General features: G+C 68.2%; 27 protein-coding genes and 1 pseudogene. 13 read left to right on the forward strand and 15 right to left on the reverse strand.

The window, feature by feature from the left end:
* On the reverse strand, positions 1-196 hold a 196-nt coding region (locus E0L17_RS04690), incomplete at its 3' end, for a helix-turn-helix domain-containing protein (RefSeq protein WP_167930102.1).
* A gap of 223 nt (positions 197-419) precedes the next feature.
* Here E0L17_RS04690 and E0L17_RS04695 point away from each other — a divergent pair.
* Positions 420-719 (forward strand): type II toxin-antitoxin system RelB/DinJ family antitoxin, encoded by a 300-nt coding sequence (locus tag E0L17_RS04695; RefSeq protein ID WP_167930103.1) that lies wholly within the window; start codon positions 420-422, stop codon positions 717-719.
* Positions 709-1,137: a type II toxin-antitoxin system VapC family toxin gene (locus E0L17_RS04700; RefSeq protein WP_167930104.1), complete on the forward strand. Its 429-nt coding sequence runs from the start codon at positions 709-711 to the stop codon at positions 1,135-1,137. Before E0L17_RS04695 ends, E0L17_RS04700 begins: the two co-directional genes overlap by 11 nt.
* Positions 1,138-1,250: 113 nt before the next feature.
* On the opposite strand, the gene E0L17_RS04705 is transcribed toward E0L17_RS04700, so the two are convergent.
* The 4 genes from E0L17_RS04705 to E0L17_RS04720 form a co-directional block, all read right to left on the reverse strand.
* Positions 1,251-2,267 carry an aldo/keto reductase gene (locus E0L17_RS04705; RefSeq protein ID WP_167930105.1) on the reverse strand — a complete coding sequence of 339 codons (1,017 nt, stop codon included), beginning with the start codon at positions 2,265-2,267 and terminating at the stop codon, positions 1,251-1,253.
* A 148-nt stretch (positions 2,268-2,415) separates the two neighbouring features.
* On the reverse strand, positions 2,416-2,835 hold the full coding sequence (locus E0L17_RS04710) for a cupin domain-containing protein (protein WP_167930106.1): 420 nt from the start codon (positions 2,833-2,835) through the stop codon (positions 2,416-2,418).
* 45 nt (positions 2,836-2,880) lie between these two features.
* Entirely contained in the window at positions 2,881-3,606 is a 726-nt protein-coding gene (locus E0L17_RS04715; RefSeq protein ID WP_286163297.1) for a carboxymuconolactone decarboxylase family protein, read from the reverse strand.
* A 21-nt stretch (positions 3,607-3,627) separates the two neighbouring features.
* Complete coding sequence (locus E0L17_RS04720) at positions 3,628-3,987, reverse strand: cyclophilin-like fold protein (protein ID WP_167930107.1); 360 nt, start codon at positions 3,985-3,987, stop codon at positions 3,628-3,630.
* Positions 3,988-4,114: 127 nt separating this feature from the next.
* Between E0L17_RS04720 and E0L17_RS04725 the strand changes: the two genes are divergently transcribed.
* Entirely contained in the window at positions 4,115-5,008 is an 894-nt protein-coding gene (locus tag E0L17_RS04725) for a LysR family transcriptional regulator (RefSeq protein ID WP_167930108.1), read from the forward strand.
* Between the two features lie 63 nt (positions 5,009-5,071).
* Here E0L17_RS04725 and E0L17_RS11215 read toward each other — a convergent pair whose 3' ends face one another.
* The 7 genes from E0L17_RS11215 to E0L17_RS04765 all read right to left on the reverse strand — a co-directional run bounded on the left by E0L17_RS11215 (position 5,072) and on the right by E0L17_RS04765 (position 11,404).
* Complete coding sequence (locus tag E0L17_RS11215) at positions 5,072-5,461, reverse strand: MarR family transcriptional regulator (RefSeq protein WP_167930109.1); 390 nt, start codon at positions 5,459-5,461, stop codon at positions 5,072-5,074.
* Between the two features lie 125 nt (positions 5,462-5,586).
* Positions 5,587-6,462: an EamA family transporter gene (locus tag E0L17_RS04735; RefSeq protein ID WP_167930110.1), complete on the reverse strand. Its 876-nt coding sequence runs from the start codon at positions 6,460-6,462 to the stop codon at positions 5,587-5,589.
* 126 nt (positions 6,463-6,588) lie between these two features.
* The gene (locus E0L17_RS04740) at positions 6,589-7,932 is read right to left on the reverse strand and encodes an ATP-binding protein (protein WP_167930111.1); all 1,344 of its coding nucleotides are present in this window, start codon (positions 7,930-7,932) and stop codon (positions 6,589-6,591) included.
* Positions 7,933-8,095: 163 nt separating this feature from the next.
* Complete coding sequence (locus tag E0L17_RS04745) at positions 8,096-8,632, reverse strand: flavodoxin family protein (RefSeq protein WP_167930112.1); 537 nt, start codon at positions 8,630-8,632, stop codon at positions 8,096-8,098.
* A 10-nt stretch (positions 8,633-8,642) separates the two neighbouring features.
* Entirely contained in the window at positions 8,643-9,299 is a 657-nt protein-coding gene (locus tag E0L17_RS04750; protein ID WP_167930113.1) for a flavodoxin, read from the reverse strand.
* A 100-nt stretch (positions 9,300-9,399) separates the two neighbouring features.
* The gene (locus E0L17_RS04760; protein WP_206109008.1) at positions 9,400-10,770 is read right to left on the reverse strand and encodes a cyclophilin-like fold protein; all 1,371 of its coding nucleotides are present in this window, start codon (positions 10,768-10,770) and stop codon (positions 9,400-9,402) included.
* 64 nt (positions 10,771-10,834) lie between these two features.
* Positions 10,835-11,404: a flavin reductase family protein gene (locus E0L17_RS04765; protein WP_167930114.1), complete on the reverse strand. Its 570-nt coding sequence runs from the start codon at positions 11,402-11,404 to the stop codon at positions 10,835-10,837.
* A 192-nt stretch (positions 11,405-11,596) separates the two neighbouring features.
* Between E0L17_RS04765 and E0L17_RS04770 the strand changes: the two genes are divergently transcribed.
* Entirely contained in the window at positions 11,597-12,238 is a 642-nt protein-coding gene (locus tag E0L17_RS04770) for a TetR/AcrR family transcriptional regulator (RefSeq protein WP_167930115.1), read from the forward strand.
* A 255-nt stretch (positions 12,239-12,493) separates the two neighbouring features.
* On the opposite strand, the gene E0L17_RS04775 is transcribed toward E0L17_RS04770, so the two are convergent.
* Both E0L17_RS04775 and E0L17_RS04780 read right to left on the reverse strand, forming a co-directional pair.
* Entirely contained in the window at positions 12,494-15,085 is a 2,592-nt protein-coding gene (locus E0L17_RS04775; RefSeq protein ID WP_167930116.1) for a heavy metal translocating P-type ATPase, read from the reverse strand.
* Between the two features lie 43 nt (positions 15,086-15,128).
* On the reverse strand, positions 15,129-15,464 hold the full coding sequence (locus E0L17_RS04780; protein ID WP_167930117.1) for a metal-sensing transcriptional repressor: 336 nt from the start codon (positions 15,462-15,464) through the stop codon (positions 15,129-15,131).
* Positions 15,465-15,773: 309 nt separating this feature from the next.
* On the opposite strand from E0L17_RS04780, the gene E0L17_RS04785 reads away from it, so the two are divergent.
* Together E0L17_RS04785 and E0L17_RS10915 are read left to right on the forward strand one after the other, a co-directional pair.
* Complete coding sequence (locus E0L17_RS04785) at positions 15,774-17,012, forward strand: IS1096 element passenger TnpR family protein (RefSeq protein WP_167930118.1); 1,239 nt, start codon at positions 15,774-15,776, stop codon at positions 17,010-17,012.
* A 106-nt stretch (positions 17,013-17,118) separates the two neighbouring features.
* On the forward strand, positions 17,119-18,204 hold the full coding sequence (locus tag E0L17_RS10915) for a GNAT family N-acetyltransferase (protein ID WP_206109009.1): 1,086 nt from the start codon (positions 17,119-17,121) through the stop codon (positions 18,202-18,204).
* Positions 18,205-18,258: 54 nt separating this feature from the next.
* On the opposite strand, the gene E0L17_RS04795 is transcribed toward E0L17_RS10915, so the two are convergent.
* Positions 18,259-18,462 (reverse strand): hypothetical protein, encoded by a 204-nt coding sequence (locus E0L17_RS04795; protein WP_167930119.1) that lies wholly within the window; start codon positions 18,460-18,462, stop codon positions 18,259-18,261.
* A gap of 155 nt (positions 18,463-18,617) precedes the next feature.
* On the opposite strand from E0L17_RS04795, the gene E0L17_RS04800 reads away from it, so the two are divergent.
* The 7 genes and pseudogenes from E0L17_RS04800 to E0L17_RS04830 all read left to right on the forward strand — a co-directional run bounded on the left by E0L17_RS04800 (position 18,618) and on the right by E0L17_RS04830 (position 25,803).
* Positions 18,618-19,853 carry an iron-containing alcohol dehydrogenase gene (locus E0L17_RS04800; protein ID WP_167930120.1) on the forward strand — a complete coding sequence of 412 codons (1,236 nt, stop codon included), beginning with the start codon at positions 18,618-18,620 and terminating at the stop codon, positions 19,851-19,853.
* A gap of 302 nt (positions 19,854-20,155) precedes the next feature.
* Positions 20,156-22,636, forward strand: a complete 2,481-nt coding sequence (locus tag E0L17_RS04805; protein ID WP_167930121.1) for a SpaA isopeptide-forming pilin-related protein — start codon at positions 20,156-20,158, stop codon at positions 22,634-22,636.
* 104 nt (positions 22,637-22,740) lie between these two features.
* Positions 22,741-22,890: pseudogene (locus E0L17_RS11220) on the forward strand (type II toxin-antitoxin system HicA family toxin); the annotation flags it as partial.
* A gap of 8 nt (positions 22,891-22,898) precedes the next feature.
* The gene (locus E0L17_RS04815; protein ID WP_167930122.1) at positions 22,899-23,348 is read left to right on the forward strand and encodes a helix-turn-helix domain-containing protein; all 450 of its coding nucleotides are present in this window, start codon (positions 22,899-22,901) and stop codon (positions 23,346-23,348) included.
* A gap of 135 nt (positions 23,349-23,483) precedes the next feature.
* A complete protein-coding gene (locus E0L17_RS04820) occupies positions 23,484-24,134 on the forward strand; it encodes a DedA family protein (protein ID WP_167930123.1) in 651 nt (216 codons plus the stop codon).
* 176 nt (positions 24,135-24,310) lie between these two features.
* Positions 24,311-24,871, forward strand: coding sequence for a TetR/AcrR family transcriptional regulator (locus E0L17_RS04825; RefSeq protein WP_167930124.1), 561 nt, complete (start codon positions 24,311-24,313; stop codon positions 24,869-24,871).
* Positions 24,868-25,803 (forward strand): flavin reductase family protein, encoded by a 936-nt coding sequence (locus E0L17_RS04830; RefSeq protein ID WP_167930125.1) that lies wholly within the window; start codon positions 24,868-24,870, stop codon positions 25,801-25,803. Before E0L17_RS04825 ends, E0L17_RS04830 begins: the two co-directional genes overlap by 4 nt.
* The last annotated feature ends 153 nt before the right edge of the window (positions 25,804-25,956 follow it).

Raw genomic sequence — 25,956 nt, forward strand, 5'->3', positions numbered from 1 at the left:
CGCGCGGCGAGGTCACGAAGCGGTGCCTCCCCACCTCGTTGGCCACGGTCGAGGGGGCCCGGTCGAGCTCTCGGGCTATCTCCCGGCACCCCTTCCCCCGGTCCAGCATCCTCTCGATCGTCTGCCGCTCGTGCCTCGTGAGCCTCGCGTACGACCTCTCCGACGGCGCCTTTCGCGCCTTCCTCCTCTTCGGCATAGCCGCCTCCTCGGTTCGCGGGCCGGCGTCTCCGGCCCCCGAGGGGAAACTCTGCCCCGAACTCAGCAATACATGTTTCGCTGAGTCCCGGAGGCGTCTCGCTGAACTTGCGAATCGACGGCCGGGAACTGGCTATCCTTGCCCCACCAACCGCGAAAGAGGGTGGTGAGAACCCATGGGTATACTGTTAACAGATAACGGTTTGCTGATGAGGGGAAGGGCAATGGCCTCGGTACTGGTTGCGGGCAGGGTGAGCGAGGAGTGCAAGGAGCGAGCGGACTTCTACATCCGCCGCGCGGGACTCACGGCCTCGGAGGTCATCCGCATCGTGTGGGAGAACATCGCGCGCACCGGCGAGGTGCCGCGCGCGGTTGAGCCCGTACATGACGAGGACGCCGAGATGGAGGAGAGCCCGCTCATGCGGCGCTACTACGAGCTGCGAGCCGCCACACCCCGCTGCGAGTTTCTTGAGAACCTCACGCCCGAGGGCCTGAAAGAGGAGCTGTCAAACCGTGACATATAAGCTGTTCCTTGATACGAACATCCTGCTCGACAACATGCTTGAGCGGCGTCCCGACGGAGACGCCGCCTGTGAGCTCATGAGGCTCTCGGAAAGTGGCGACGTCCTGTGCACCGTCTCCGCGACGTCGCTGAACGACGTGTACTACGTCTCGCGCCGCTTCATGACGGAGGAGCAGCGCCGCGGGTGGCTCGCCTTCTTCCTCGACGCCTTTGACGTCGCAGCGCCGACGGCGGAAGTCTGCCGAAGGGCCCTCGCCTCGGACGAGCCGGACTTCGAGGACGGCATCATCCGCGCCCTCGCCGAGGCATGGGGCGCAAGCTACATCATCTCACGCGACGAGCGGGCCTTCACGAGCTCGCCGATACCCCGCGTATCCGCAGGCGAGTTCCTGGAGCTGGTCGGGGCATCGCGGAGCTGAGCCGACGCAACCCGCCAATTGGGGACGTGTTTTTTCTTGCAGATAATTTGGTACAGGTTATGGGTCAAGGGGGGCAGTCCCCTTTTGAGCCAGAGGGAACAGTCCCTTTTGCCCTACTTTGCGTTGGGGTTCGTGGTGCCCGCGAGGGGCTTCTCCCCGGGACGAGCCGACGGGCCCACGAGCTCGTGCGCGGTGTAGGGCTCCTCAAGGTAGGCGACCTCCTCTGACGTGAGCTTCACGCCGAGCGCCGCCACCGCGTCGTCCACGCGCGCCGGCGACGAACAGCCAACGATGGGCGCCTCCACGCCGCGCGCCCAGTGCCAGGCGAGCGCGATGCGCGACATGGGCACGCCGTGCTTCTCGGCCAGCTCGGCTACGCGCGCGACGATGGGCATGTCACGCTCGCGGTCGGCGTCGTACTTGTTGCGCATCGTGGCGTCGGTCGTCGAGCGCTTGGACGCGGAGTCCCACGTTGGGCGGCACAGGTGTCCCGAGGCGAGCGGACTGTACGGCGTGAGCGCCATATTGAACTGGCGGCACACGGGGATCATCTCGCGCTCGTCCTCGCGGTAGAGCAGGTTGTAGTGGCACTGCATGCTCGTGAACGGCGTCCAGCCGTTCTGAACGGCCGCGACCTGCATGTTGTGGAGCTGGTAGGCGTACATCGCGCTCGCGCCGAGCGCACGGACCTTGCCCGCGCGCACGAGGGCGTCGAGGGCCTCCATGGTCTCCTCGATGGGCGTCTCGTAGTCGAAGCGGTGGATGATGTAGAGGTCCAGGTAGTCCGTTCCCAGGCGCGCGAGCGTGCCGTCGATCTCGCGGTTGATCGCCTCGCGCGAGAGTCCGCCCTCGTTGAAGAAGACCTTGCTGGCAAGGACCACCTGGTCACGCGGCACGCCCAGCTCGCGCAGGGCGGCGCCGATGTACTCCTCGCTCGTGCCGTGCGCGTAGCAGTTGGCCGTGTCGATGAAGTTCAGGCCCAGCTCGAGGGCACGGGCGATCACCGCGCGCGTCTCGTTAGGGCCGATCGTCCACTGGTGGAAGTCCGCCGAGGGCGCGCCGAAGCTCATGCCACCGATGCAGAGCCGCGGAATCCGAATGCCAGAGTGTCCGAGCGTCGTGTAATTCATGTCTGCACCTCCAATTGGGGACGTGTTTTTTCTTACAGACAATTTGGGACAGGTTATCGGGCGAGCCTTGGAGCGAGCCATCCTCCTACGTGTGGGTGAAGGCCTGTCCCAAAAACTCTGCGAGAAGTAACACGTCCCCAAAGTGGGGCTACGCCGGGTACTGGTCGTCCGTGACGGGCTCGAGCCACTCGTTCGTGCAGTTCTCGCCCGGTGCCTCGAAGGCGATGTGGGAGAACCAGCTGTCACGCGCAGCGCCGTGCCAGTGCTTCACACCCTCGGGGATAACCACGACGGTGCCGGGCGTGAGCTCCTGCGGGCCCTTCCCCCACTCCTGATACCAGCCGCGGCCGTCCGTGCAGACGAGGATCTGCCCACCGCCCTTGTCGGCGTGGTGGACGTGCCAGTTGTTGCGACAGCCCGGCTCGAAGGTCACGTTGGCGAGCCCGACGCCACACTCCGCGGCGCTCGTCAGTGGGTTCAGATACGAGTTGCCGATGAAGTACTGGGCGTAGCCGTCATTGGGGCTGCCCAGGCCGAACATGGGGGTGAAGTCGTTCTTCTCGCTCATGGCTCTTCTCCTTTGCTCGATGTGCAGGGCGTGCAAAAGTTCCTGTCACTTTTGCACGGCGTTGTCGATGCAGGTAAGGGCATTCAGGCTGCGCGGGTAGCCGATGTAGGGCAGGATCTGCATGACCACGCGGTAGAGGAAGTCCTTCGTGCGCCCGAGGTTGAGGTTTGCCCCGGCGTGCGCGGTGGCCTGCGGCTCGCAGCCGCCCTGCGCCACGAGATAGCAGAACGTGGCCATCTCGCGGTCGAGGTCGGAGAGGCCGCCACGCGTGTAGTAGTCGCCAAAGCAGTTCTCTGCGAGCCACCGGTTCACGCTAGCGCGCTCGGAGGCGCCGGTCTTCCAGTTCTCGCGCATGTGCTCTCCGAAGTAGTCGACCTGCTTCTGGTTGCCCGCGGCGCCACGCGTCTCGAGCGTCGTGGTGCCCTGCGCGGGCAGCGGGAGCTCCACGCCCCTCTCGGCAAACACCTCGTTCATGGCCGAGAAGAACGGGCGGGTCCGACCGATGCCGAGGTATGCCGTGCCCTGGTAGACGACCTCGCGGGCCTCGACGGGGGTCACGGCCTCGGCGTCGAGCGCCTCGGCCAGCGTGACGCGGAACTGCTCTGCGCCCTGGCAGCCGAGAAGCGCCGCCAGAATCGCGAGGTAGCGATCGCGCGCCGGGAGCTCGGCCGTGGGCTCGCCGGGGACCACCTCGCCCGCGAAGTACGCGAAGCGCTCCGCGAACTCCGGGTCGGTCCCCTCGAACTCGGTCATGCCTGCAGATAGTGACATCGTTTCTCCTCTCTCAACCAGCTATTTGCTCAGCTCGATGCGGACGTCGTGGGTTCCCGAAAGGCCCCGCAGCACATCGAGCGGCCCGTCGACGTGCCCCAGCGTGACCTGCCCGCCGTAACGCGCGGAGTTCTTCTCGTCGTCAAAGAAGAGCGCGAGCCAGTCGCCCTCGGGCTTGTAGTTGAGGTCGCCGTCGGACCAGCCGGAATGGACGTCAGCCGCATCGCACGGCAGCGAGAAGCCCAGCTGCCCGCAGCACCCCACGCTCGAGACGCTCATGGATATCACCGACGGGAGCCTCTCTGCGAGCGCGCAGGCGGCCGCGGACCCGTTCAGCTCCACCAGCACCGCAACCTCGCCTATCCGCAGCTCAACCCTCACATCCGCCTCCCGCGTGCAAAAGCGTGCAAAAGTGCCTGTCCCTTTTGCACATTCTCCATCGTGGGAGGATGGGCTACAATTGCTTATATCGCATATCGTGATATTCCATACTTTCATGGGAGCGCGCATGGAACTCCGGACCCTTCGCTACTTCCTCGCCGTCTGCGAGCACGGCACGATGTCGCGCGCCGCCGAGGCCCTGCACGTAACGCAGCCAGCGCTCTCCCGGCAGATCGCCGCACTGGAGCGCGAGCTCGGCACCCCGCTCCTCGAGCGCCACAGCCGCAGCGTCACGCCCACCGAGAAGGGCCTCTACCTGCGGCGTCGCGCACAGGAGATCGTCGGCCTCGCGGACCAGACCACCTCGGACCTCGCGCACGGAGAGGACATCGTGGAGGGCGACGTCTTCATCGGCGCCGGCGAGTCGGAGGGCCTGCGCGTGATCGCCCGCCACGTGCGCGACTTTCGCGAGAAGTACCCCGGCGTGCGCTTCCACCTGCACAGCGGCAACGCGCCGGACCTCATCGAGCGCCTGGAGCACGGCGTCGACGACTTCTCCGTGCTCATGAGCTACCCCGACGTTGACCGCTACGCCCACCTGCGCCTCTCCCCCACCGATGCCTGGGGCGTGCTCATGCGCGACGACGACCCCCTGGTCGCGCGCGAGGCCGTGGGCCCCGCCGACCTTCTCGACGCGCCGCTCGTCGTTCCGGAGCGTCACGCCAAGGGCGACAAGCTCACCGGGCTTCTCGCCACGTGGTTTGGCGAGCGCGCCGGCGAGATCAACATCGCGGCGACGTACAACCTCTCCTACAACGGCGCGCTGCTCGTGCGCGAGGGTGTGGGCCGTATGGTCTCCTTCGACGGGCTCACGACGGTTGGCCCAGGCACGGGATTGGAGTTCCGCCTGCTCTTCCCGCCGCTCGTCTCGGTCATCGACCTTGCCTGGAAGCGCGACGTCCCCCTCGGAGACGCCGCACGACGGTTCCTGGGGCTCATCCACGAGAGCACCTTCCATTGAATACCGAGGCCGACTTATCAGATCCCAGGCGACACGTCAAAGAGCCATGCGCATCACACGCATCTAGGCCCTGCGATACCTCCTGCTTCGGCCGACGCCCTCCTTTGCTACCAGCCCGCGAAGCGCAAGGTTGTTCAGAATCCGCACCGTCTTATCCTTACTGAAGCCGGTTCTCCGCTCGATATTGCCTCTCGATAGGAGCGGCGTGCGGCTCAATTCGCGCATCACCGCAGTCTCGTCCGGAGGTAGCCCAGCAGACGCCTTCTCTACAAAGGGCAGTGTCACGACAAGCGAGCTCTCGCGGACCTCAAGGCGCGGCTTCGTGGCTACGTCCTCGTACGCCTCGCATGACACCCTCTTTTTCGTTGCGTCAATCGCACAACGAAAGGATATTCGTTGCACTGTCTTATGCAACGAATACCCTTTCGACGCATAATCGTCGTGGCCCGTCACCGTTTTTGGATAACAGGGCAAACGTGTACATTACGTCCGCTTCTCGCCGGCGACTTACAGGGGGCTGACGTCGGAACCGTAGACTGGCGAGAAGAACGCTCGGCTCGGGAGCGCGCCCCATGTAATCACGCCGCGGCGATCGCGAGCGTGCCCGCCACCAGGAGCGTAAGGCCGCCTAGCTCGCGGCGGCCCAGGTGCTCGCGTAGCACCAGCGCCGAGAAGGCCACCGTCACGAGGATGCTCAGCTTGTCCACGGGCACGACCACGCTCACGGGACCGTTCTGGATGGCGTAGTAGTAGCAGAGCCAGCTCGCGCCCGTGGCCACGCCGGAGAGCGCGATGAAGGCGGCCTCGCGCCGGTCGATGCCCCTGAGCTGGCGCTGCTTGCCGCGCGCGAGCACGATCGCCCACGCCATCACGAGCACCACGCCCGTCCTGAGCGCCGTCGCGAGGTTGGACTCCACGCCCTCGACGCCCACCTTGGCAAGAATCGACGTAAGCGCGGCAAACACGGCCGAGAGCACGGCAAAGACTGCCCAGCGCCGGTCGCACGGCGCGCCCTCGGGGCACGCGTCGTCCTTCTCGCCCGCCGCCATGAGAAGCGCACCGACCGCAAGCAGCGCCGTCCCCGCCAGCTTGAGCGGCAGCCCGTCCGTCTCACCAAAGAGCGCGATGGCGAGAAGGACGGTGAGCGCCGTGCTCGACTTGTCGATGGGCGCCACGCGGCTCACGTCCGCGAGCGCGAGCGCCCGGAAGTAGCAGAGCCAGCTCGCGCCGGTTGCGAGCCCCGAGAGCACGAGAAACGTCGCCGCGCGAGGCGTGACCTGCGCAAGCGTGCCCTGCGAGCCCACCACGAGAACCATGAGCCAGGAGAAGGCCAGCACCACGCAGGTGCGCAGCGCCGTCACCAGATCGGAGTCCGTCTCGCGCACGCCGAGCTTGGCGAGAACCGCCGTCGCGCCCGCAAAGAGCGCCGAACCGCACGCCGCCAGCAGCCACATGTCGCACCTCCCCCAACGAGTCCATCCCGTTGAAACGCGTGGAAAAGGGACTGTCTCTTTTCCACGCGCGTGTTAATGCTCTGGCTACCTCCTGCCGCGCCTCACCGTCGACATGACTATGCCCCATCAATCCCGCGATATGGAAGACAGATACCCATTCACAGCGTAGAGCGGCACGTTCGTGAGCCAATCGCGCTCTTTCCATCCAAGAAGCGAGAACCGCACCGCACGCTCGATACCGTACGTTCGCGCGAACGAGGCGATGCTCCCGCCAGCAGTGTTCTCACCCGCCTTCACCTCGATGGGCAGCGGGCCTCCCGCCCCTTCGACAACGAAGTCAACCTCGCCCTTCTTCTGTTTGCCGTCGGCCGACCAGTAATAGGGCGCAAACCCCTCGGCTACGAGCTGCTGGCAAACGAATTGCTCGGCGTAGGCGCCCTTATATTCCGTAAAGAGACGATTCCCCTTCACAAGTGCGCGTGAGGTAAGTCCGGTCGCCGCACCCAAGAGTCCCACATCGAGCAGGTACAGCTTAAAGTACGTCTCGTCGGCATAGCCCGTGAGGGGAATCCCCGGCTTCGAGACACGCGGCACCTTGGTCACCAGCCCCGCATCAACCAGCCATGCCACCGCATCACGATAATCACGGCCGCGCGCGCCATTGCGAATCGCGGCATACGAAAAACGCTTTAGGTCGCTCTCGCGTGCCAGCTGCACCGGCACCGATCGCCACGTCTGGCGAATGTGCTCCACATCAAGGGCGCTCACCACATGCTTTGAGAAGTCGTGCTCGTAATCGGCAAGAAGCGTCCTCTGAACGGCTCGCGCCTGCGCGAAATCCTTCGTGTCGCTATAGCGCTGCACAACTTCTGGCATGCCACCTACATACAGGTACTCGCGCAAAAGTCCCTCAAGTCGTCCGGCAAACGCCGTGACAAGGTCGCACTCGGCAGAGCGGGTAATGTCTGCGAGGTTTTCGTTGGCAATCTCGCGGACGAACTCATCGAACGTCAGCGGGTGCAGATCAAGATACTCAACCTTACCCACTGGCCACGACGTACCCATGCCGTCTTCCGCGCGCTGCCTGTTGAGCGCCACCCCCAGCAAAGACCCCGCCGCGATAACGGGAACATCGGGACGCTGTTCGCAGAACATCTTGAGCGCAGTGATGGCGCGCGGACATTCTTGGATTTCATCGAGAAACACGAGCGTGTTGCCATCGCGCGGATTCGTGCCCGTTTCCGCCCCAATGAGCATGAGAAGGCGATCGGCGTCCAGACTGCCCTCAAAGGCGCGCTTCATGTCCTCGTTATCAAGAAACACCACATGTGCGAGAGCGGCGAATTCGGCCTGCGCAAAGGCCCTCACCAGCCAGGTCTTGCCCACCTGCCGCGCACCGTTAACGATAAGCGGCTTGCGCGTAGGCGCGTTTTTCCACGCTTTCAGCCTGTCCATGGCATTGCGGTACATGACCCCTCCTCCTGGCGGATACCGGCATCGGTTTACACAATTTTTTGGCGGATACCGATGCCTGCTTCAACCGTATTATGGTCGATACCGACATCGGTATCAGCCAAAAAATGGCGGATACCGAAAACGGTATTCGCCATATCTCATCGTTTACGCAGCTGATCTACAGCGAGCGCCCCAGCTCGAAGGCGCGCCGCGGGGCGTCCGTGGCGCGCGTCATGGACGGCGTGCCACAGCCGCGTCCGAACACGCGCCCGCAGTCGCGCAGTTCGAGGTAGCGGACCAGCGTGTCGTAGTGCGCCTCGAGGGCGTCGAAGGTCCAGCCGTCAGCGTTCCACGCCACAGCGAGAAGGACGGAGCGCAGCCGCCGTGCCGTGATGGCGGAGTTCTCGGAGCAGAAGCGGTCGATCACGGCCTTGAGCTGGGCCGACATACCGTAATAGTACAAAGGCGTCGCCAGGACCAGCACGTCGGCCGCGAGGATCTTCTCCAGGATCGCGGCCATGCCGTCGCGCTGGACGCACGGACGCGCGCCGTAGCCGCAGGCCACGCAGCCCGTGCACGGCCTCACGTCCGCCTGCGCCACGTCGATGCGCTCGACCGCGTGCCCCGCCTGACGCGCCCCACGCGCGAACTCCTCGCAGAGGATGGCAGTGGAGCCGTCGCGGTTGGGGCTCCCCCGCAGAATGACGATGTTCATGATCTTCTCCCTACAGCGCCAGGCCGGCCGCCCAGTCAGCCGCCTCGTCGCCGGCGCCGGACGAGAAGCGCTCGCCCTCGAGCCAGTCGCCGGCACCCGCCGCCTCAGCCAGAAGCTCGCCCGAGCGGCCGATTCCCGAGGAGGCGGAGGTGCAGAACGGCACCACGGTCTTATCGGCAAAGTCGCTGCCCGCCACAAAGGTGCGCAGGGGCCAGGCGGCCTCGCCCCACCAAATCGGGTAGCCGAGAAGGACCGTGTCGTAGTCGGCCCAGCCGTCGGGCGTGACCTGCGCGAGCTCGGGATTGGTCCCGTCCGCGCGCTCGACGCTCGTGCGGGAGGCGTCGTCGTTGTAGTTGAGGTCCTCATCTGTGTAGGGATCTGCCGCCTCAATGGCAAAGATATCCGCGCCTAGGCGCTCGGCTATTGCGGTAGCCACACCCTCCGTATTTCCCGTCGCCGAGAAGTACGCGACGAGGGTCGAGCCTGCCGGCGTCGCCTCTTCGTCGGCGTTGCCACCGGTGTCGGCCGCGGGCTCGTCGCTAACCGTCGGCTCGTCCTGGGCCTGCGGCTCGGGCTCAGGGTCCGATGCGCACCCGGCGAGCAGCGCGGTCGCACCCGCGGCGGCTATGGTCAGGAAGTTCCTTCTTGTCAGCATGATTCCCCTCATTCCAATCCACTCGATTAACGTACAGAATCCGATTTCATTTCATATATCGGCAGGAAAGAATTTCGGTAAGGTCTGATTTTGTACGTTAATCCTGACCGCACTACGCGCGTGTCACCGTGATCGCACCGGACATGCCCGCAACGTTCTCCGCACCCGCCGTGGCATGCCCCAGCTCGAAGAGGCTGCCGTTGCCGGAGAAGTCGTCGTAGAACATCACGACGTCACCCCACGGCTCATAGTAGGCAAGCACGCCGGCTCCACCCTCGGCGAGCGGGGCGTCCGAGCAATCGAGCTCCTCGGGCGGGTAGAAGGTCTGCTCGTTGCTGCCGAAAGGCTCGACGTCACAGGTCAGCGGCAGCTGCTCGTAGAGTGCTCGAGCCGCCGCGGAGCCGTTGAGCTCGTAGGTCACCGTTGCGCCCGCGCAGGTCACGTTGATGGTCATGGTCTCCTCCTCGGTCGTTTCGACGTCCAGATCAACCAGGTTGTAGGTCTGAGTACCAAGGCCGATGATCTCCGCGTGGTCGAGCGTGTGGGCGCCATTCCTGCTCTCGATGCGCTCCACGAGCGCCGCACCGTCCCCAGCCGCGTACACGAGGTCAACGCAGGCGCGGTCGAGCGCCACCGGGTCCAGCGACGCCAGGATGCCGATGTCGGCCATCTCGGGCTCGGCGGGATGAGAATCGCAGTCGCAGTCCACCGAGAGGCGGTTCATCACGTTGACGTACGCCATCGCACCGCCCACGCCGCCAAAGTGGTCGCTCACGGCCTTGGCCGCCTCGGCCATGGACTCCAGGAAGTCGTCCTGCGCGGGGCTGCCCCAGCTCGTGGTCGAGGCACCCGCACTGTGGATGAGCATCTTGCCCTCGCGGCTGGCGATGCCGATCGAGCAGTTCTTGATGGCACCACCAAAGCCGCCCATCGCGTGGCCCTTGAAGTGCACGAGCGAGACCACGGAGTCGTAGTTCGCCAGGTGCGCGCCCACGAGGTCCTCCGCGAGGTGCGTCCCGCCCGCGACGGGCAGGCTCATCGAGCCGTCGGCGTCCATGATGTCCACGTCAGCGATGGCGGTAAAGCCGTGGTCGGCGGCTGCTTGAAGGTGGCTCTCCGTGGTGCCGCGCGCCCCGCCATAGGCCGTGTTGCATTCCACGATCGTGGCGCCCAGGTCTTGCACCAGGCCGCCGATGAGGTCCGGCGAGAGGAAGTTGTGCCCGCCCGGCTCGCCCGTGGAGAGCTTCACGGCCACGTTGCCCGCGGGCGAGAAGCCCAGGGCGTCGAAGGCCCGGCGCAGGCCATCCGGCGAGATCTCGCGCGTGAAGTAGACGGGCGTCGCCGCAGGGGTCGCAGGTGCCGGGGGCTCGTCGGGCTCTGGCGAGGCCGCCTCGGGCGCATTCCCCGTCGCCCCGCAGCCCGCGAGCGCCGCCGTTGCCGCGGTCGCGGCCAACGCGTTCACGAACGTTCTTCTCGTCAGCATGTTCTTCTCCGTCCTCCCTTGGCGAGAAGGACCGCAGGCTCGAGGTCCTTCTCGCCAGTTCGGGCTAGTCCATGACGTCCTTCGCCTTGCGCGCCTTGGCAAGGCTCAGGCAGTCGGCGATCTTCTCGCCCGCGGCCAGGTAGGCGTAGGTAGGCATCTCAAAGAGCACGGGTCTGAGCGCCACCACGTCCACCTTGCCGTCCTCGGTCACGATGGAGTCGTCCGCGTAGGTGCCCGCGATCGAACAGATGAAGTTCTCGAAGTGGTCGATCTCGTAGACGTCCTCCACGCGGCACTCCATGGAGAGCTTGGCATCGTCGATGAGCGGGGCGCCGGCCTCGCCCGCGGTCCAGGCGAAGACGTCAGCCTTGCTCTGGCGCGCGCCGCTCACGCTGCCGCAGAAGTCCGCACGATCGAGCCAGGACCCGTCGACCACGTTCACGGAGAGCACGCCGGCCTGCTTGATGTGCTCGTTGATGAAGTGAGCGCCGGCGAGGCTCACCATGATCTTGCTGTGACTGGGGATGCCCGTGTGCGCCACGAGCGTCCAGGTGGGCTCGTCGCCGTTCATGGCGCCCACCACGATCACGGGCGCGGGATAGAGCGCGGGCTTGGACCCGATGTTCCTCTTCATGGCTCTCCTTCCGAGAGGCAGGCTCGGTCGAGACCTGTCCCATCTTTCCTGAGAGAAAAAACCTGTCCCCTATTTGCGCGCCGCTTATAGGTTACGTGACGTCACGTATCTTGTAAAGGGGTTAGATGAGATTCGGGAAATTTTTCCGAGGAGGACGCTATACTAGGCAGAAGGAGACACACGGAGGGTTCCATGGCCGATTTCATACGGGCGCGCAGCGCCGAGCAGAAGGAGCAGCGCCTCGAGGAGATCAAGGGGGCCGCCCGCAGCCAGTTCCAGACGCACCCCTATCATGAGATCACCCTCACCACGATCGCCGACGAGCTGGGCTGGTCGCGCGCCAACCTCTACAAGTACGTGACCACCAAGGAGGAGATCTTCCTGCTCCTCGCCGGCGACGAGTGCGCCAGCTACTTCGAGGCCCTTCTCGCCGCGCTCCCCGAGGGCTGTGGCCTCGCGCCCGACGTCGTGGCCGAGGTCTGGGCCGGAATCGCCAACGCCCATCAGGAGTACTTCCGACTGGGCGACCTGCTCACCACGATCATCGAGACCAACGTGACGGTGGAGCGCCTCGCCCGCTTCAAGAGCGGGTACTACGCGCACGTCAGCCCCATGGAGGAGCGCCTCCCCCGCATCCTCGACATCAGGGCGGAGAGCGTCGAGCCCCTGCTTTTGGCCATCTACTATCATGCCGTCGGGCTCGTCAGCGGATGCTGGCGCAACCCGCTCGTTGCACAGGCGCTCGAGTCCATCGGCAGGGAGCGGCGCCAGGTCGACTTCCGCGCCGAGATGTGCGACTTCATCGGGATGTGCCTCGCGCACTACGCGGGGTAAGCGCGCGATTCCGGCGACTCCCGGGGCACCCCGCCGCCTGAGTGACTGATTTCGAACAGACGGGGGCCCTCAGGGCGGCCCATCCGTTCAAAACGCGTCACTCGAACGCAAGGGAGGGCGGGGCTCACCCAGGCGCGAGGGGGACACAGAGCGTCCCCGCCCCTGTCGTTCTTGGGGCGGGGACGTACTTCTCGCGACGTTCTTCTCGCCAGGATCTTCTCGCCGGGCTCTTCTCGCCGGGCCCCTGGCTCGCGACTATGCGACGGCGGCCTCGTAGCCCACCTCGACGACGGCTGCCACGAGCGCGTCGTCGGCCACGGAGTCGGCGGCCTCGACGGTAGCGGTGCCGGCCTCGAGGTTCACGTCCACAGCGCTCACGCCGTCGACGCCCTCGAGCGCCTTCTTCACGTGCGCGACGCAGTGCTGGCACATCATGCCGGTGACGTTCAGGGTCTTGGTCATGGTTGGTTCCCTTCTCTCGGTCGCGGGCGCGGGCGCGCCTGCGACGCTCTCAACGGACACGGCCACGTCAGCGGCCGGGGTTGCCTCGGACGCCGGGCGCTCGCTCGGCTTCCAGGTGCGCAGGCGCAGGGCGTTGCTCACCACGAAGACGGAGCTGAAGCCCATGGCGGCCGCGCCGATCATCGGGTTGAGCGTGATGCCCCACGGCGAGAGCACGCCGGCGGCCACGGGGATGCAGATGGCGTTGTAGAAGAGCGCCCAGAAGAGGTTCTGCTTGATGTTTCTCATCGTGGCGCGGGAGAGCTCCATGGCGGTGGCCACGTCGGCCGGGTCGGAGTGCATGAGCACCACGTCGGCCGAGGAGATGGCCACGTCCGTGCCGGCACCGATGGCGATGCCCACGTCGGCGCGGGCAAGCGCCGGCGCGTCGTTGATGCCGTCGCCGACCATGGCAACGGTGCGCCCCGCCTCCTGGAGCTCGCGAACCTTGGCCTCCTTCTGCGCGGGCAGCACCCCGGCGATGACCTCGTCCACGCCCACCCGGCGCGCCACGGCGGCCGCGGTGCGCTCCTGGTCGCCGGTGAGCAGCACCGTGCGGGCACCCATCGCGCGGAGGCGCGCGATGGCGGGGGTGCTCGTGGGCTTGACGGGGTCGGCCACGGCGATCATGCCCAGCGCACGACCGGCAAGCGAGAAGAACAGCGGGGTCTTGCCGTCGTCCGCGAGCGTCGCGGCCGCCGCCTCGAGCTCGCCGAGCCCCACTCCGCGCGCGGCCATGAGGCGCGCGTTGCCGGCGAGCGCCGGAGCGCCGTCCACCGTCGCGGAGAGACCGCCGCCCGCGACCTGCTCGAACCTCTCGACGCGGGCGCCCTTCTCGGCATCCGGGCCCTTCTCGTCGGCATAGGAGCAGATGGCGCCGGCCAGCGGGTGCTCGCTCTTGCGCTCGATCGCCGCGGCCACGCGCAGCAGCTCCGCCTCGGGCACGCCCGGGGCGAGAAGGACGTCGGTCACACGCGGCTCGCCCGCCGTCACGGTGCCGGTCTTGTCCAGCACGACGGCGTCCACGTTGCAGGCGGTCTCGAGCGCCTCGGCGGACTTGATCAGGATGCCGTTGGCGGCGCCGCGGCCCGTGCCCACCATGATGGCCGTGGGCGTGGCCAGGCCGAGCGCGCACGGGCAGGAGATCACGAGGATCGAGATGGCGTGCGTGAGCGCCGTGGCAACGTCGCCCGCGAGCGCGAGCCACGCCACGAACGTCACCGCGGCGATGGCGATGACCACGGGCACGAAGACGCCGGCGATCTTGTCCGCCATGCGCTCGATCGGGGCCTTGGAGCTCGTGGCCTCGTCGACGAGGCGGATGATGCCCGCGAGCGTGGTGTCGTCGCCGACGGCGCGAGCCTCCATCGCAAACCAGCCGCGCGTGGAGACCGTGGCGCCGGTGACGCGGTCGCCCACGCCCTTCTCGACGGGCACGCTCTCGCCGGTGATGGCGGACTCGTCCACGGCGGCCGCGCCCTCCACCACCACGCCGTCCACCGGGACGGACTCGCCGGCGCGCACGATCACGCGCTCCCCCACCTGCACGTCCTCGGTGGGGACCTCGACCTCCTCGCCGTCGCGCACGACCGTGGCTGTCTTGGGAGCCAGGTCCATGAGGGCGGTGATGGCGTCCGTGGTGCGGCCCTTGGCGCGGGCCTCGAAGAACTTGCCCAGCGTGATGAGGGTGAGGATCATGCCGGCGGAGTCAAAGTAGAGGCTGTGCGCGGCGTCGTGCAGCGTGGCCACGTCGCCCGCGCCCGCAGCCCACGCCATGCGGTAGAGCTGCGCGACGCTCCAGACGGCGGACGCGGACGAGCCCAGCGCGATGAGCGAGTCCATGTTGGGCGCGCGGTGTGCCAGCGTCCTGAAGCCGGTGATGAAGTAGTGACGGTTCACAAAGAGGATCGGCGCGCAGAGCAGGAGCTGCGTGAGGCCGAGCGCCACGAGGTCGGTCTCCCCCGCGAGCGCGGGCGGCTGCGGCCAGCCGAACATCGGGCCCATGGCCACGTAGAAGAGCGGGACCGAGAAGACCGCGGAGACTATCAGCTGGTTGCGCTTCTCGCGGATGGCCCTCTCGGCGGCCGCGCCGGGGCGCTCGGCGGGCGCGGAGCCGCGGCCCTTCTCGCCCGATCGCGCGCGACGGGCGGCGCCGTAGCCGGACTTCTCGATGGCCTCCACCACAGCCGCCGCCGTCTCGGGCGAGCCGTCGTAGTCGAGCTCCATCGAGTTCTTGAGCAGGTTCACGTTGGCGCAGGCGACGCCGGGCACCTCGCCCGCCGCCCTCTGCACGCGTGACGAGCACGCCGCGCAGGTCATGCCCGTTATGTCAAAGGTCTCTCTCATCGCACCTCCCAGCGTGCAAAAGGGACAGTCACTTTTGCACGCATCACATGAACTTCTTGAAGAGGTCCATGACCTCGTCTGTGACCTCGGTGTCGCCGGCCTGGATGCGCTCGACGACGCAGGTCTCCAGGTGGTCGCGCATGACCTCGCGCGAGATGGCCTTCACCGCAGACTCCACCGCCGCGAGCTGCGTGAGGACGTCTCCGCAGTAGCGGTCCTCCTCAACCATCGCCCGGATGCCGTTCAGCTGCCCGACGGCACGGTTGATGCGCCGCGTGACGCTCGCCTTGAGCTCCGGCGAGCGCGGCGTGTGCTTGAGCTCGCCGCAGTGCGGGCAGGCGCGCTGGTCGACGTCCCTATCGACGCTTTCCTCGGTCATGGCTTCCCTCCCTGTCAGATACCCCCTCGGGGTTTCCGTCTCGATGCACTCTATACCCCATGGGGGTACCTGTCAAACGGCAGATTGGCGATTGGTGGCGAATCGTCGCGAATCCGACGCCCGTGGCGAGGCCGACGCCCCGCCTCCATACGCCCGGGGCGAGAAGGACGCCGCCCGCCGATTGCGCCCGGCTCGCCGCAGGCCGGGCCGGTCCCGTCACCTGCGCCGTCAGCGACCGGTCAGCAGGCGGGCAGACAACGCCGCGACCAGGGCTGCTAGGCTCGTCTCCCACGGGAGAAGGGAGCTACGATGTACCGCAACTACGACGACTTCGACCTCGACTTCGGAAGCGGCTACGGGTACGGCCTCGAGTGCGGCCGCGGGCGCGGCCCTGGGTACGCCCGAACGCCCGAATCCGCGCACGGCCGCGGCTCCGATACGCTGAACGCCCGCCTGGGTGACATCTTCACCCTCGTTCTGCTCTATCTGAATCCCGACTACGAGCTCTCTTGCTTCGAAACCGTCGTGTCGCCGCGCACCCACGCGTTCGGCTCGCTCCAGCGCCTCGCGGAATGCGGCCTCATCCACCGCCTCCCCGACGAGGCGAACGTCTCCCTCACCGGGGAGGGCATGCGGGAGGCACGGGGGATTCTCAAGTTTCTGCAGCTCGCCCTGGGGCCGCACATCGGGGCGAGCCTCGACGACATACGGGACGCGGAACCCGAGCTCCTCGCGCACGAGATTGTCGACGGCGCCGGCCCCCTCACGATGGACGAGATTGCCCGCGCCCTCTCAGGCAGGCCTGTCGCGGAATCGCCCGCGCCCCCAGACCCGACCATGCTTGCCGATCCGCCCGCGTCCTACCATCGCGCGACGGGCGACGAGAGGGCCTTCCTCCTCATGGTCCGCCTGCCCCTCGTGGCCGGCGGGCCCTACGGCAGGAGCTTCACGTGCTGGAGGAAGATTCTCGTACCGGCGGGCCTCACCTTCCTCGACCTGCACATCGTGATACAGCGCTGCTTCTGCTGGCTCGACACGCGCCCCTTCGGGTTCGAGCTCAGGCACGGGGGGAAGAACCACCTCATCGGGGAGCCCGAGATCCTCGGCGAGGTCCCGAGGGTGGAGTCGCGCCGCCACGCGTTCCTGCACGAGGACGCCTCGGAGACGCGGCTGGGCGACCTGCTCGCCCGCGCGTGGGGAACGGTGACGTACTGCTATGGGCTCGGGGGCCTATGGCGCCACGATATCGAGGTCCTCGACGTCGCGGACGGCCTCGCCGCGGCGGGCCCCCAGCTGCTCGACGGCATCGGCGACGCTCCCGGCGACTGGATGCGCAGCGCCGACGAGCTCGTCGAGTTCACGGAGGGCCTCCTCCGGGACGAGCCGAGCCAGCTCAAGGCGCTCGCGGATGCGGGAGAGCGGGGCTTCGAGCCCTTCGAGCTCCCGGGCGCGCGAAGGAGGCTCATGGGCTTCGAGGAGCACCGCGCGCGCTGGCAGGAGCGCCTCGACGCGAGGGGCGAGCCCCCGTCCCCTGACCCGGCCGCCTGAGGCAGCCCCGCCCTCGCCGGGGAGCGCTCACGCGCCGAACGGCCAACTCTGCGGGCACGGGGGGCGGCGGATGTGCGATGCTGTGGTGAGCCGATTGGAGGCAGCCATGACACAGCACCTCGAGACCACGCGCCTGACCCTGCGGCCCTGGAGGGAGTCCGACGCCGACGCGCTCTTCCGCTACGCGCGCGACCCCGACGTGGGCCCGCGTGCAGGATGGGCCGCGCACGAGAGCGTCGAGGAGAGCCGCCGGGTGATCCGCGAGGTGCTCGCCATGCCGGAGAGCTACGCCATCGTGCTCAAGCGACGCGCGGGGGACCTGCCCGTGGGCGCGATCGCCCTCATGCTTGGCGCGGCATCCGACCTCGCGCGGTCGAGCCGGGAGGCGGAGCTGGGCTACTGGGTCGGCCGGCCCCTCTGGGGGCAGGGCATCGTGCCCGAGGCGGCTGCGGCCCTGCTCGAGCACGCCTTCCTAGACCTGCGCCTCGATGCGGTCTGGGCGAGCTACTACGAGGGCAACGAGCAGAGCCGGCGCGTGCAGGAGAAGCTCGGCTTCATCCCCGACCGCGTCATCGAGTCGCTGCCCCGGCCGCGCCTCGGCGACGCGGCGCGTGCCCACGTCAACGTGCTCAGCCGTGACCGCTGGGCCCACATGCGCCACGCGCACCGCGGCCTCATCGACGAGCAGCAGGCCGAGAAGCACGACATCGTGGGGAACCTGTCACTGGTGGCCCTCGTCCGCTCGGGAGGCCAGACCGGGGCGGACCGCGGCGCGCTCGACGCCGCCCGCGAGATGGGCGTCGCCCTGTGCGGCTGGTGCCCGGCGGGCGGCCTCGCGGAGGACCTCCCCGAGGCCCCCGGCCTGCTCGGCCCCTACCCCGAGCTCAGGGAGACGCCGAGCGCCGGGTACATCCAGCGCACGGCGTGGAACGTCCGCGACTCCCATGCGACCCTCATCGTGTCCCCGGGCGGCCTCGAGCCCAAGAGCGGCACCGAGGCCACGGTCGACTTCGCCCGCGCGTACGGGCGCCCCGTGCTCGTGATCGAGGGTCCGGGTGAGGTTGCGCGGGCGCGGACGTGGCTCGAGGGCATCGGCCGAGAGCTGACGCTCAACGTGGCGGGCCCCCGCGCCTCCAAGGTGCCCGAGGTCTACGAGGTCACGCGCGGGGTCGTCCGCGAGCTTCTCTCCTAGGCGACGCCCCCTCGAGAGGCCGGCGAGAAGAACGGCGAGAAGAACGGCGGGGGGTCAGGCGCCCCGCTCCGCGCGGCTCAGCGCGGCGCCGCATCCCGCGACGAGGGCGCTCGCGGCGGTGGCGGCGAGCGCGTCGGCGGAGGGCGAGAGAAGGAGCAGCCCGAGCCCCAGCGCCGCCCCGGCGCCACAGAGAAGGGCCGCAAGCGCGCCGAGCCTTCGCAGGTACGATGCGTTCCTGCCAAGCAATGCCTCAGCCATGCCCCTCAGCCTCCTCCTGCGGCAACCCCAATGCTGCCCTTACGATAGACGTGCCGCGTAACGCGCGCGTAAGCCGCGCGGCAGGAGACGGCAAGCTCGGCGGGAGCGGGGCGCAAGCGCTAAGCTCTTCTCGACATTCCGTCGAAAGGACCGCCATGAACGACTTCACGTTCCTCTGCCCCACCAAGTTCGTCTTTGGCCGGGGCGTCACCGACCGCGTGGGCGCGGAGCTCACGGCACTCGGCAGGCACCGCGCGCTCGTGGTCTACGGCCAGGGCTCGGTCGTGCGCACCGGGACGCTCGGCAGGGTGCTCGCCGCGCTCGACGCGGAGGGGATCGCCCACGAGGAGCTCTCCGGCGTCCGGCCCAACCCCGAGGTCGGCCTCGTGCGCGCGGGCGTCGAGCGAGCCCGCGACATCGGGGCGGACGTCATCCTCGCCGTCGGCGGCGGGTCGGTCATCGACACCGCCAAGGCAATCGCGCTCGGCGTCCCCTACCAGGGCGACGTCTGGGACCTCTTCTCGAGGGCAGCCGAGCCCGTCGCCGAGGGCAAGCCTCCCGTCGCCTGCGTCCTCACCATCCCCGCCGCCGGCTCCGAGGCCTCGGCGAGCTGCGTCATCACCAACGACGAGCTGCGCCTCAAGCGCGGGCTCTCGAGCGAGCTCCATCGCCCCGCCGTCTCCGTCATGGACCCCGAGCTCACCTTCACCCTCCCCTCCTACCAGACGGCCGCCGGGGTCACGGACATGATCGCCCACGTCATCGAGCGGTACTTCTCCTCGGCGGGGCCGGTCCCGGTGACCGACGGCATCGCGTGCGCGATTGTGCGCTCGCTCGTGGAGGAGGCGCCGCGCGCCCTCGCCGACCCCGCTGACTACGACGCCCGCGCCAACATCATGTGGGCGGGCATGCTCGCGCACAACGACATCGCCGGCCTCGGCAGGAACGCCGTCGCCGGCGGCCGCGCGGGAGGCTGGGAGAGCCACGCCCTCGAGCACGAGCTCTCCGCCCACGACGCGCGCATCACGCACGGCGCCGGGCTCGCCGTCATCGTGCCCGCCTGGATGCGCCACGTGTGGCGCGAGAACCCGGACCGCTTCCTCTCGTTCGGCCGCGACGTCTTTGGGATCGAGCCCGTCGACCCCGCCGAGGACGCCGTGGACGTGACGGCCGAGGAGGCCGTCGCCGACGCCGTGGGCGCGACGATCGACGAGCTGCAGGGCTTCTTCGTCTCCCTCGGCATGCCGAGGACGCTCTCGGAGCTCGGCGTCACGAGAGGGCAGATTCCGGCGCTCCTCGAGACCCTGGAGAAGAACAAGGGGCCCGTCTTCGGCGAGTTCAGACGCCTGACGATGGAAGATGCGCGGCAGATCTACGAGTCCGCGCTGTAGGCGAGAAGGACGACGCATGGCGGCCCTCCGTCCCGGCAAATGGGGCGGAGGGCCTTTTCCATGGCTTTGAGCTGCAACGATACGAATCCTTACAAAAACGACGCCCATGTCTGCAGAGACGGTGAAGGCCCTCCGCCCACAGGCGAGAAGGACGCGCCTGCCGATAGGTTCTGAAATCGATTGCCGTTGACGGCCGCCCTCACCTGCCCCGTCAGCAGCCCGTCAGAGGGCGGGAAGACAACGTCGCGAGGCCCCTTGGTACGCTCGCCCGGCCCATCGGAAATCGATTGAGAGGAGCCTGCATGGAGCAGTTCAGGACAGCCATCGGACGTCGTCGCGAGGGGGTGACGGGCGTCGCGAGGGTCGCAACCCTCGTCGCGGCGCTCCTTCTCCTGCTCTGCGTCGCGTGCGGGGCGGCGCCGCGGGAGGCGCTCGCCATCGGCGACGCCGTGACCGTGCGCAGCGTGACGTCACCCAGCAACGAGGACGGCTTTGACGCCGGCACCCACTACTTCGACGTCATGGACGGCACGGGCACCACCGTCGCCGTGGGGTACTGCATGAACCTCGGGCGCGTGAACCCGGAGACGCTCTCCTACGACGCGGGCTGGGAGTACGCCACGGGCGCGCTCGCCTACATCGCCTACCACGGCTTCCCGGGCACCAGCGTCATCGCCGGCCACCAGCTGAGCGAGCTCGGGGCGCGCACCGCCACGGCGCTCGCGGTGTACATGCAGCAGGGCTACATCGAGCCCGGCGTGGAGTGCTACGTCCCCGTGGGCGCCTGGGAGGGAGGCGGCGGCTACAGCTTCGCCGACCGCGGCCCCACCAGCGCCGAGGTCCGTCAGGCGGCGCTCGACCTCTACCTCGAGGCGCAGGCGCACGCCGGCGAGGACGGACCCTGGAACCACGCGGTCCGCGTCTACCACGCCCCGCGCGGCGACGTGCAGAACATGCTCGTGATCGAGCGCAGCGCCTCCGCGACGCTCGTCAAGCATGACGCCGAGAGCGGCGAGGCCCTGGCGGGCGCGGAGTTCGACGTCGTCGCGAGAGGGGACGTCGTCGCCCCCGACGGGACCGTCCAGGCAGCGGACGGCCAGGTCGTGGCGCATGTGAGCACGGGCGCCGACGGCGCGGCGCGCGTGGGCGGGCTGCCGCTCGGGTCGGGCACCGCCACCTACGCCTTCGTGGAGACGAAGGCGCCGGACGGCTACGTCCTCGACGGGACGCCCCGTGAGTTCACGGTGTCGACGGGCGGCGAGCAGACCTCCGTCGTCACGGTGACCGTCGAGGCCACGAACGAGAAGAACTCGCTCGTCGTGACGAAGTCGGAGCTGGGAAGCGAGGACGCGACCCTCCCCGGGACCGAGTTCGCCTGGTGGAACGCCGCGGAAGGCGACGACCCCGCGGCGGCGGCGAGCGCCCGGACGCTTGTCGTGGGCGATGACGGGACCCTGAGGATCGAGGGGATGGCCCCGGGAGACTGGCACCTCATGGAGACCATGCCCGTCCCCGGGCACCTGCTCGACCGGACGGTGCGGACCGTCCACGTCGACGAGGCCGGGCTCGTGTCCGGAGACTGGCTCGCCGGGGGCGCCCATGTCAGCGCGAGGCTGGAGAACGACTACACCAAAGTCGACGTCTCCAAGCGCTCCGCGACCGGCGAGGACGAGGTGCCCGGGGCGACGCTCACCGTGCGCGACGGGGAGGGGACCCTCGTCGAGACGTGGGTCTCGGGGACCGAGCCGCACCGCATCGAGCGCCTCGAGCCGGGCACCTACACGCTGACGGAGGAGTTGACGCCCCGAAACTACGACCGGGCGGAGACCGTCACCTTCACCGTCGAGGAGACGGGGGAGGTGCAGACCGTCGTCATGCGTGACGACCCCATCGAGGTGTCCGGGCAGATCGACAAGCGGCAGGAGATCGCCGACCCCGTCGCCGCGCGCACGGAGGCCAACGGCGACGGGGCCAACCGCGCCGCGCTCACCGTCTCCGACGACGGGTCGTACGAGTACGGGATCGACTTCAGGAGCACGAGCGCGACCTGGGCCGACGAGCTCACGATGACCGACCGGATCGACGCCGCGGCACGCGGCCTCGCCGTGCTCACGTCGATCGTCACCCCACGCGCGAGCGGGGACTACGACGGCCTCATGAACGTCTGGTACCAGACCAACCTCACCGACCCCGCCCGCGTTGACGAGAGCGGCGCCAACGCCACGCGCTCGGACGGGCATGAGAACCCCTGGCTCGAGGGCGAGGGAAGGCAGCTCGGCTACGAGGGATGGAGGCTCTGGCGCGCCGACGTGCCCGCCGACGAGGCGGTCGAGCTCGCGGTCTCCGAGCTCGGGCTTGACGAGGGCGAGGTCGTGACCGGCATCCGCCTCGAGTATGGGCGCGTCGAGGCGGGCTTCACCACCCGGACGGGCGACTGGGACCGAAATGGCCTCAAGGACGCGCACGATGACGTCGACGACCTCGCGGCATCTCATGACGATGGCCTCTCCCCCGCCGTCCTGCGCATGCGCGCCACGGAGTCCTACGTCGAGGGGACCTCGCTCGACAACGCCGCTCGCGTCGACCTCTACCGCAACGGAGGGGGCGAGGGGCTCGAGGCGCACGACGAGGACGCGGTGACGCAGACGGCCGCCACGGCGCCCGAGTCCCCGGAGGGCCTGCCCGGCACCGGCGAGGACGCGCTCCCCGCGCTGCTCGTCGTCCTTCTCGGCGCGAGCTGCGTCGCCGTGCCCCTGCTGCGCTGGCGCCTTCATCTGAGATAGATCCCGGCGCCCCGGCCTCCCGCGGCCGGGGCGCAACAAAACATTAGCAGTGCTAATATCTGAGGTGATTCTTCTCGGCCAAGAGGCGAGGCCTCGAGCGCGAGCTCACCCGCGCGGGATGGGTCAAGCTCGCGGGCAGGGGGTCCAAGCATGACAAGTTCCGAAAAGGGGAACGTGTCATCACCGTTCCCCGACACAGGGAGCTGCGAGACACGACCGCCCTCGGAATACTGCGCGAGGCGGGTCTGAGATGATCGGGGGCATGGCGTTGGTCTACGTCCAGGAGTTCGAGTTCGTGGAGGAGGAGGGGGCCGTCATCGCCCTTCCCTGCGGCCTTCCGGGAGCAACCGAGGGGGCGGACCTTGCCGACGCGGTGGGCATGGCCGCGGACTGGCTGTACGAGCACGTGATCTCCGACCTCGCTGCCGGACGCGCCCGGCAGCCCGCAAACGTGGGCAACGCGCCGGAACGGGGTGGCACCGTGATCGCCGTCGCCGTGAGGGCGGGCATCGAGGACGTCCCGGCCATCACTGCCGCCGAGGCGGCGCGCCGCCTCGGCGTGAGCACCGCCCGCGTGGCGCAGCTCTGCCGCGCGGGGGAGCTGGACTCCTGGCGCGTCGGCTCGGCGCGCATGGTCTCCATCGAGAGCGTCGAGTACCGTCTGGCGGCGCGCCCCCACGCCGGCAGGCCGCGAAGGGCGGCGCTCGCCTGACCTCCCCGAGCCAAGCCGCCGCGAGGGAGGGCCGACGTCCGCGGTCCCAGTTCTGTGCAATCGTTGATTATTCCTCCGAGCTGGCCGGGGACTGGGATAATGTCCTCGTTTGTGCCGTCGAGCAGAAGGAGCCCCATGGAGGACGTCTTCACCAACCTCATCAGCCAGTTCGGCTACATTGGCGTCTGGTTTCTCATCTTCTTCGAGAACGTGTTCCCGCCCATTCCGTCCGAGCTGATCTTGCCCCTCTCGGGCTTCTTCACCACGACGACCGACCTCACGCTCCCCGGCGTCATCATCGCCGCCACCATCGGCTCGATCACCGGAGCCTACATCCTCTACGGCGTCGGCCGCCTCCTCTCCCGCGAGCGCCTCATGACGTTCTTCGGCACGCGCCCGATGCGCCTTCTGGGCTTCAAGCCCGAGGACATCTCGAGCGCCGTCGACTGGTTCGACCGCAAGGGCCAGGCAACCGTGCTCATCTGCCGCTGCATCCCCGTCGTGCGCAGCCTCATCTCCATCCCCGCCGGAACCGCCAAGATGGGCGTCGTGCGCTTCTCGCTCTACACGCTCGTCGGATCTGCCGTCTGGAACAGCGTGCTCTGCTCGCTCGGCGCGGCGGCCGGCAGCGCCTGGGAGACGGTGACCGCCCAGGCGGAGTGGGTCTCCGACGTCGTCAAGTACGTGATCATCGCCATCGTCATCGTGGCCGTGATCTTCTGGGTCGTCAAGCGCATCATCCCCGCCCTGCGCGAGCATAAGGACAACGAGGGCCAGCAGAAGTAGCCCCCGCATCCCGCACGCACCACCGACCTGGGCGGCTCCCGGACGCTCCCGCGAGGGCAGTCCGGGAGCCGCCCTTTTCGTCCGTCCCGTCCTCCCGCCCGGATACATGCCCTTGCGTCTCCCCTCTCCGGCCTTAAAATGAACGTGTTCATAAACGCCCGGCGAGAAGGGCGCTCATGCCCAAGATCATCGAGAACCTGCGGGAGCGCGTCCTCAAGGCCGCGCGCGAGACCCTCGTCACCGAGGGCTACCAGGCCCTCTCCATGCGCTCCCTCGCCCGACGCGCGGGCGTCGCCCCCGGCACCCTCTACAACTACTTCCGCGACAAGGAGGAGATCGTCGCCACGCTCGCGCTCGCCGACTGGCAGGGCGCGCTCGCGCGCATGGGCGCCGCCGCGGCCCGCGCGAGCGACCTCGAGCGCGGCCTCGCCGCCCTCTGCGACGAGCTCGATTCCTTCTCGGACGCATACCGCCCCACCTGGGAGCAGTACGGGGGCGGGCGCGCCGCAGGCTACCTCGCGCGCCATCACCGCATGCTCCGCGAGCAGGTCGCCCGCCCCGTCCGCACCGTGCTCGAGCGCTCGGGGCGTGCCGACCTCGCGCCCCTCGCGGACGTGCTCGCCGAGGTCCTTCTCGCCTGCTCGGTCAACGCGGACCTCGGCACCGCATCCATCGGCAATCTGGCGGCCGCCCTCGCGGCGGGCGCCCCGCACACAGAAGGAGGACAAGAATCGTGAGCAGCTTCAAGGACCTGAGGATCGTCGACAACTTCTACCAGACGTCGGCCTTCTTCCCCATGCCGACGGTGTGCGTCTCCACGATGAACCCCGACGGCTCCCTCAACATCGGCTCGTACTCGCTGTGCTTCCTGTACTACATCGCCGGCAAGGACCGCTACGCGATGCTCCTGGAGTGCCGCAACACGTCCAACACCTGCGCCAACCTGCTCCGCACGCACAAGTGCGCCCTGAACTTCATCCCCGACGACCGCGAGAGCTTCAAGGAGGCCGTGCGCCTGGGGTTCCCCGGGCCCTCCGCAGAGAAGATGGGCGACCTCAAGTTCGAGATGGAGCCCGGCCAGGCCGACCCCGCAGACCCGCTGCGCCCGCCCGTGATCAAGAGCGCGTTCCAGGTCTTCGAGTGCACCTGGGCCGCCGAGCTCGAGGGCGCGGACAAGTTCCGCGTGGAGGACATCGACGACGGACACCCTGGCCCCTACAACGACTTCAACGGTATCACGTCCAAGTACGGCGCGCACTTCATCCTTCACATCGACAAGATCCTCATGAAGGAGCGCTACTACGACGCCATCGTGAACGGCGTCAACAAGGCGAGCTTCCCGCCCGTGCCCGTGGACTACGGCTACCGCGACTCCACCAACTTCTGGTACACGCGCTTCCCCAAGCTCGCTAGGCCCATCGCCGAGCCCGTCCCCGCGCCCAAGGAGGTGGACATCGAGTCCATTCGCTACGCGGCCAACCGCGCGGACGACACGGTCAAGTTCACCGACGAGGCGCTCAGGAACTTCGTCAAGGTGCCGCGCCCGTTCCTCAAGACCGTCCTCAACGGCTGCGTGGCCTGGGCCAAGGAGAACGGCGTTAAGCTCATCACCGACGAGCACGTCAAGATCATCAACGACAAGCGCCGTGCCGAGAAGGACAAGCGCTGATGGGCGCCAGGGGGACGGAGCGGCGGCAGCCCCTCCGTCCCCCTGGCACGCGTGCAGCTTACGCCGCCCATCCGACCGCTTGTGACAGGTCGGCCGTCCTTCTCGCCCCGCGCGTCTACGCTAATGGCGTGAGGGCGAGCGCCAATCGTGTCT

Origin of the sequence: Olsenella sp. SW781, assembly GCF_012027725.1 — a bacterium.
Classification (GTDB): domain Bacteria; phylum Actinomycetota; class Coriobacteriia; order Coriobacteriales; family Atopobiaceae; genus Thermophilibacter.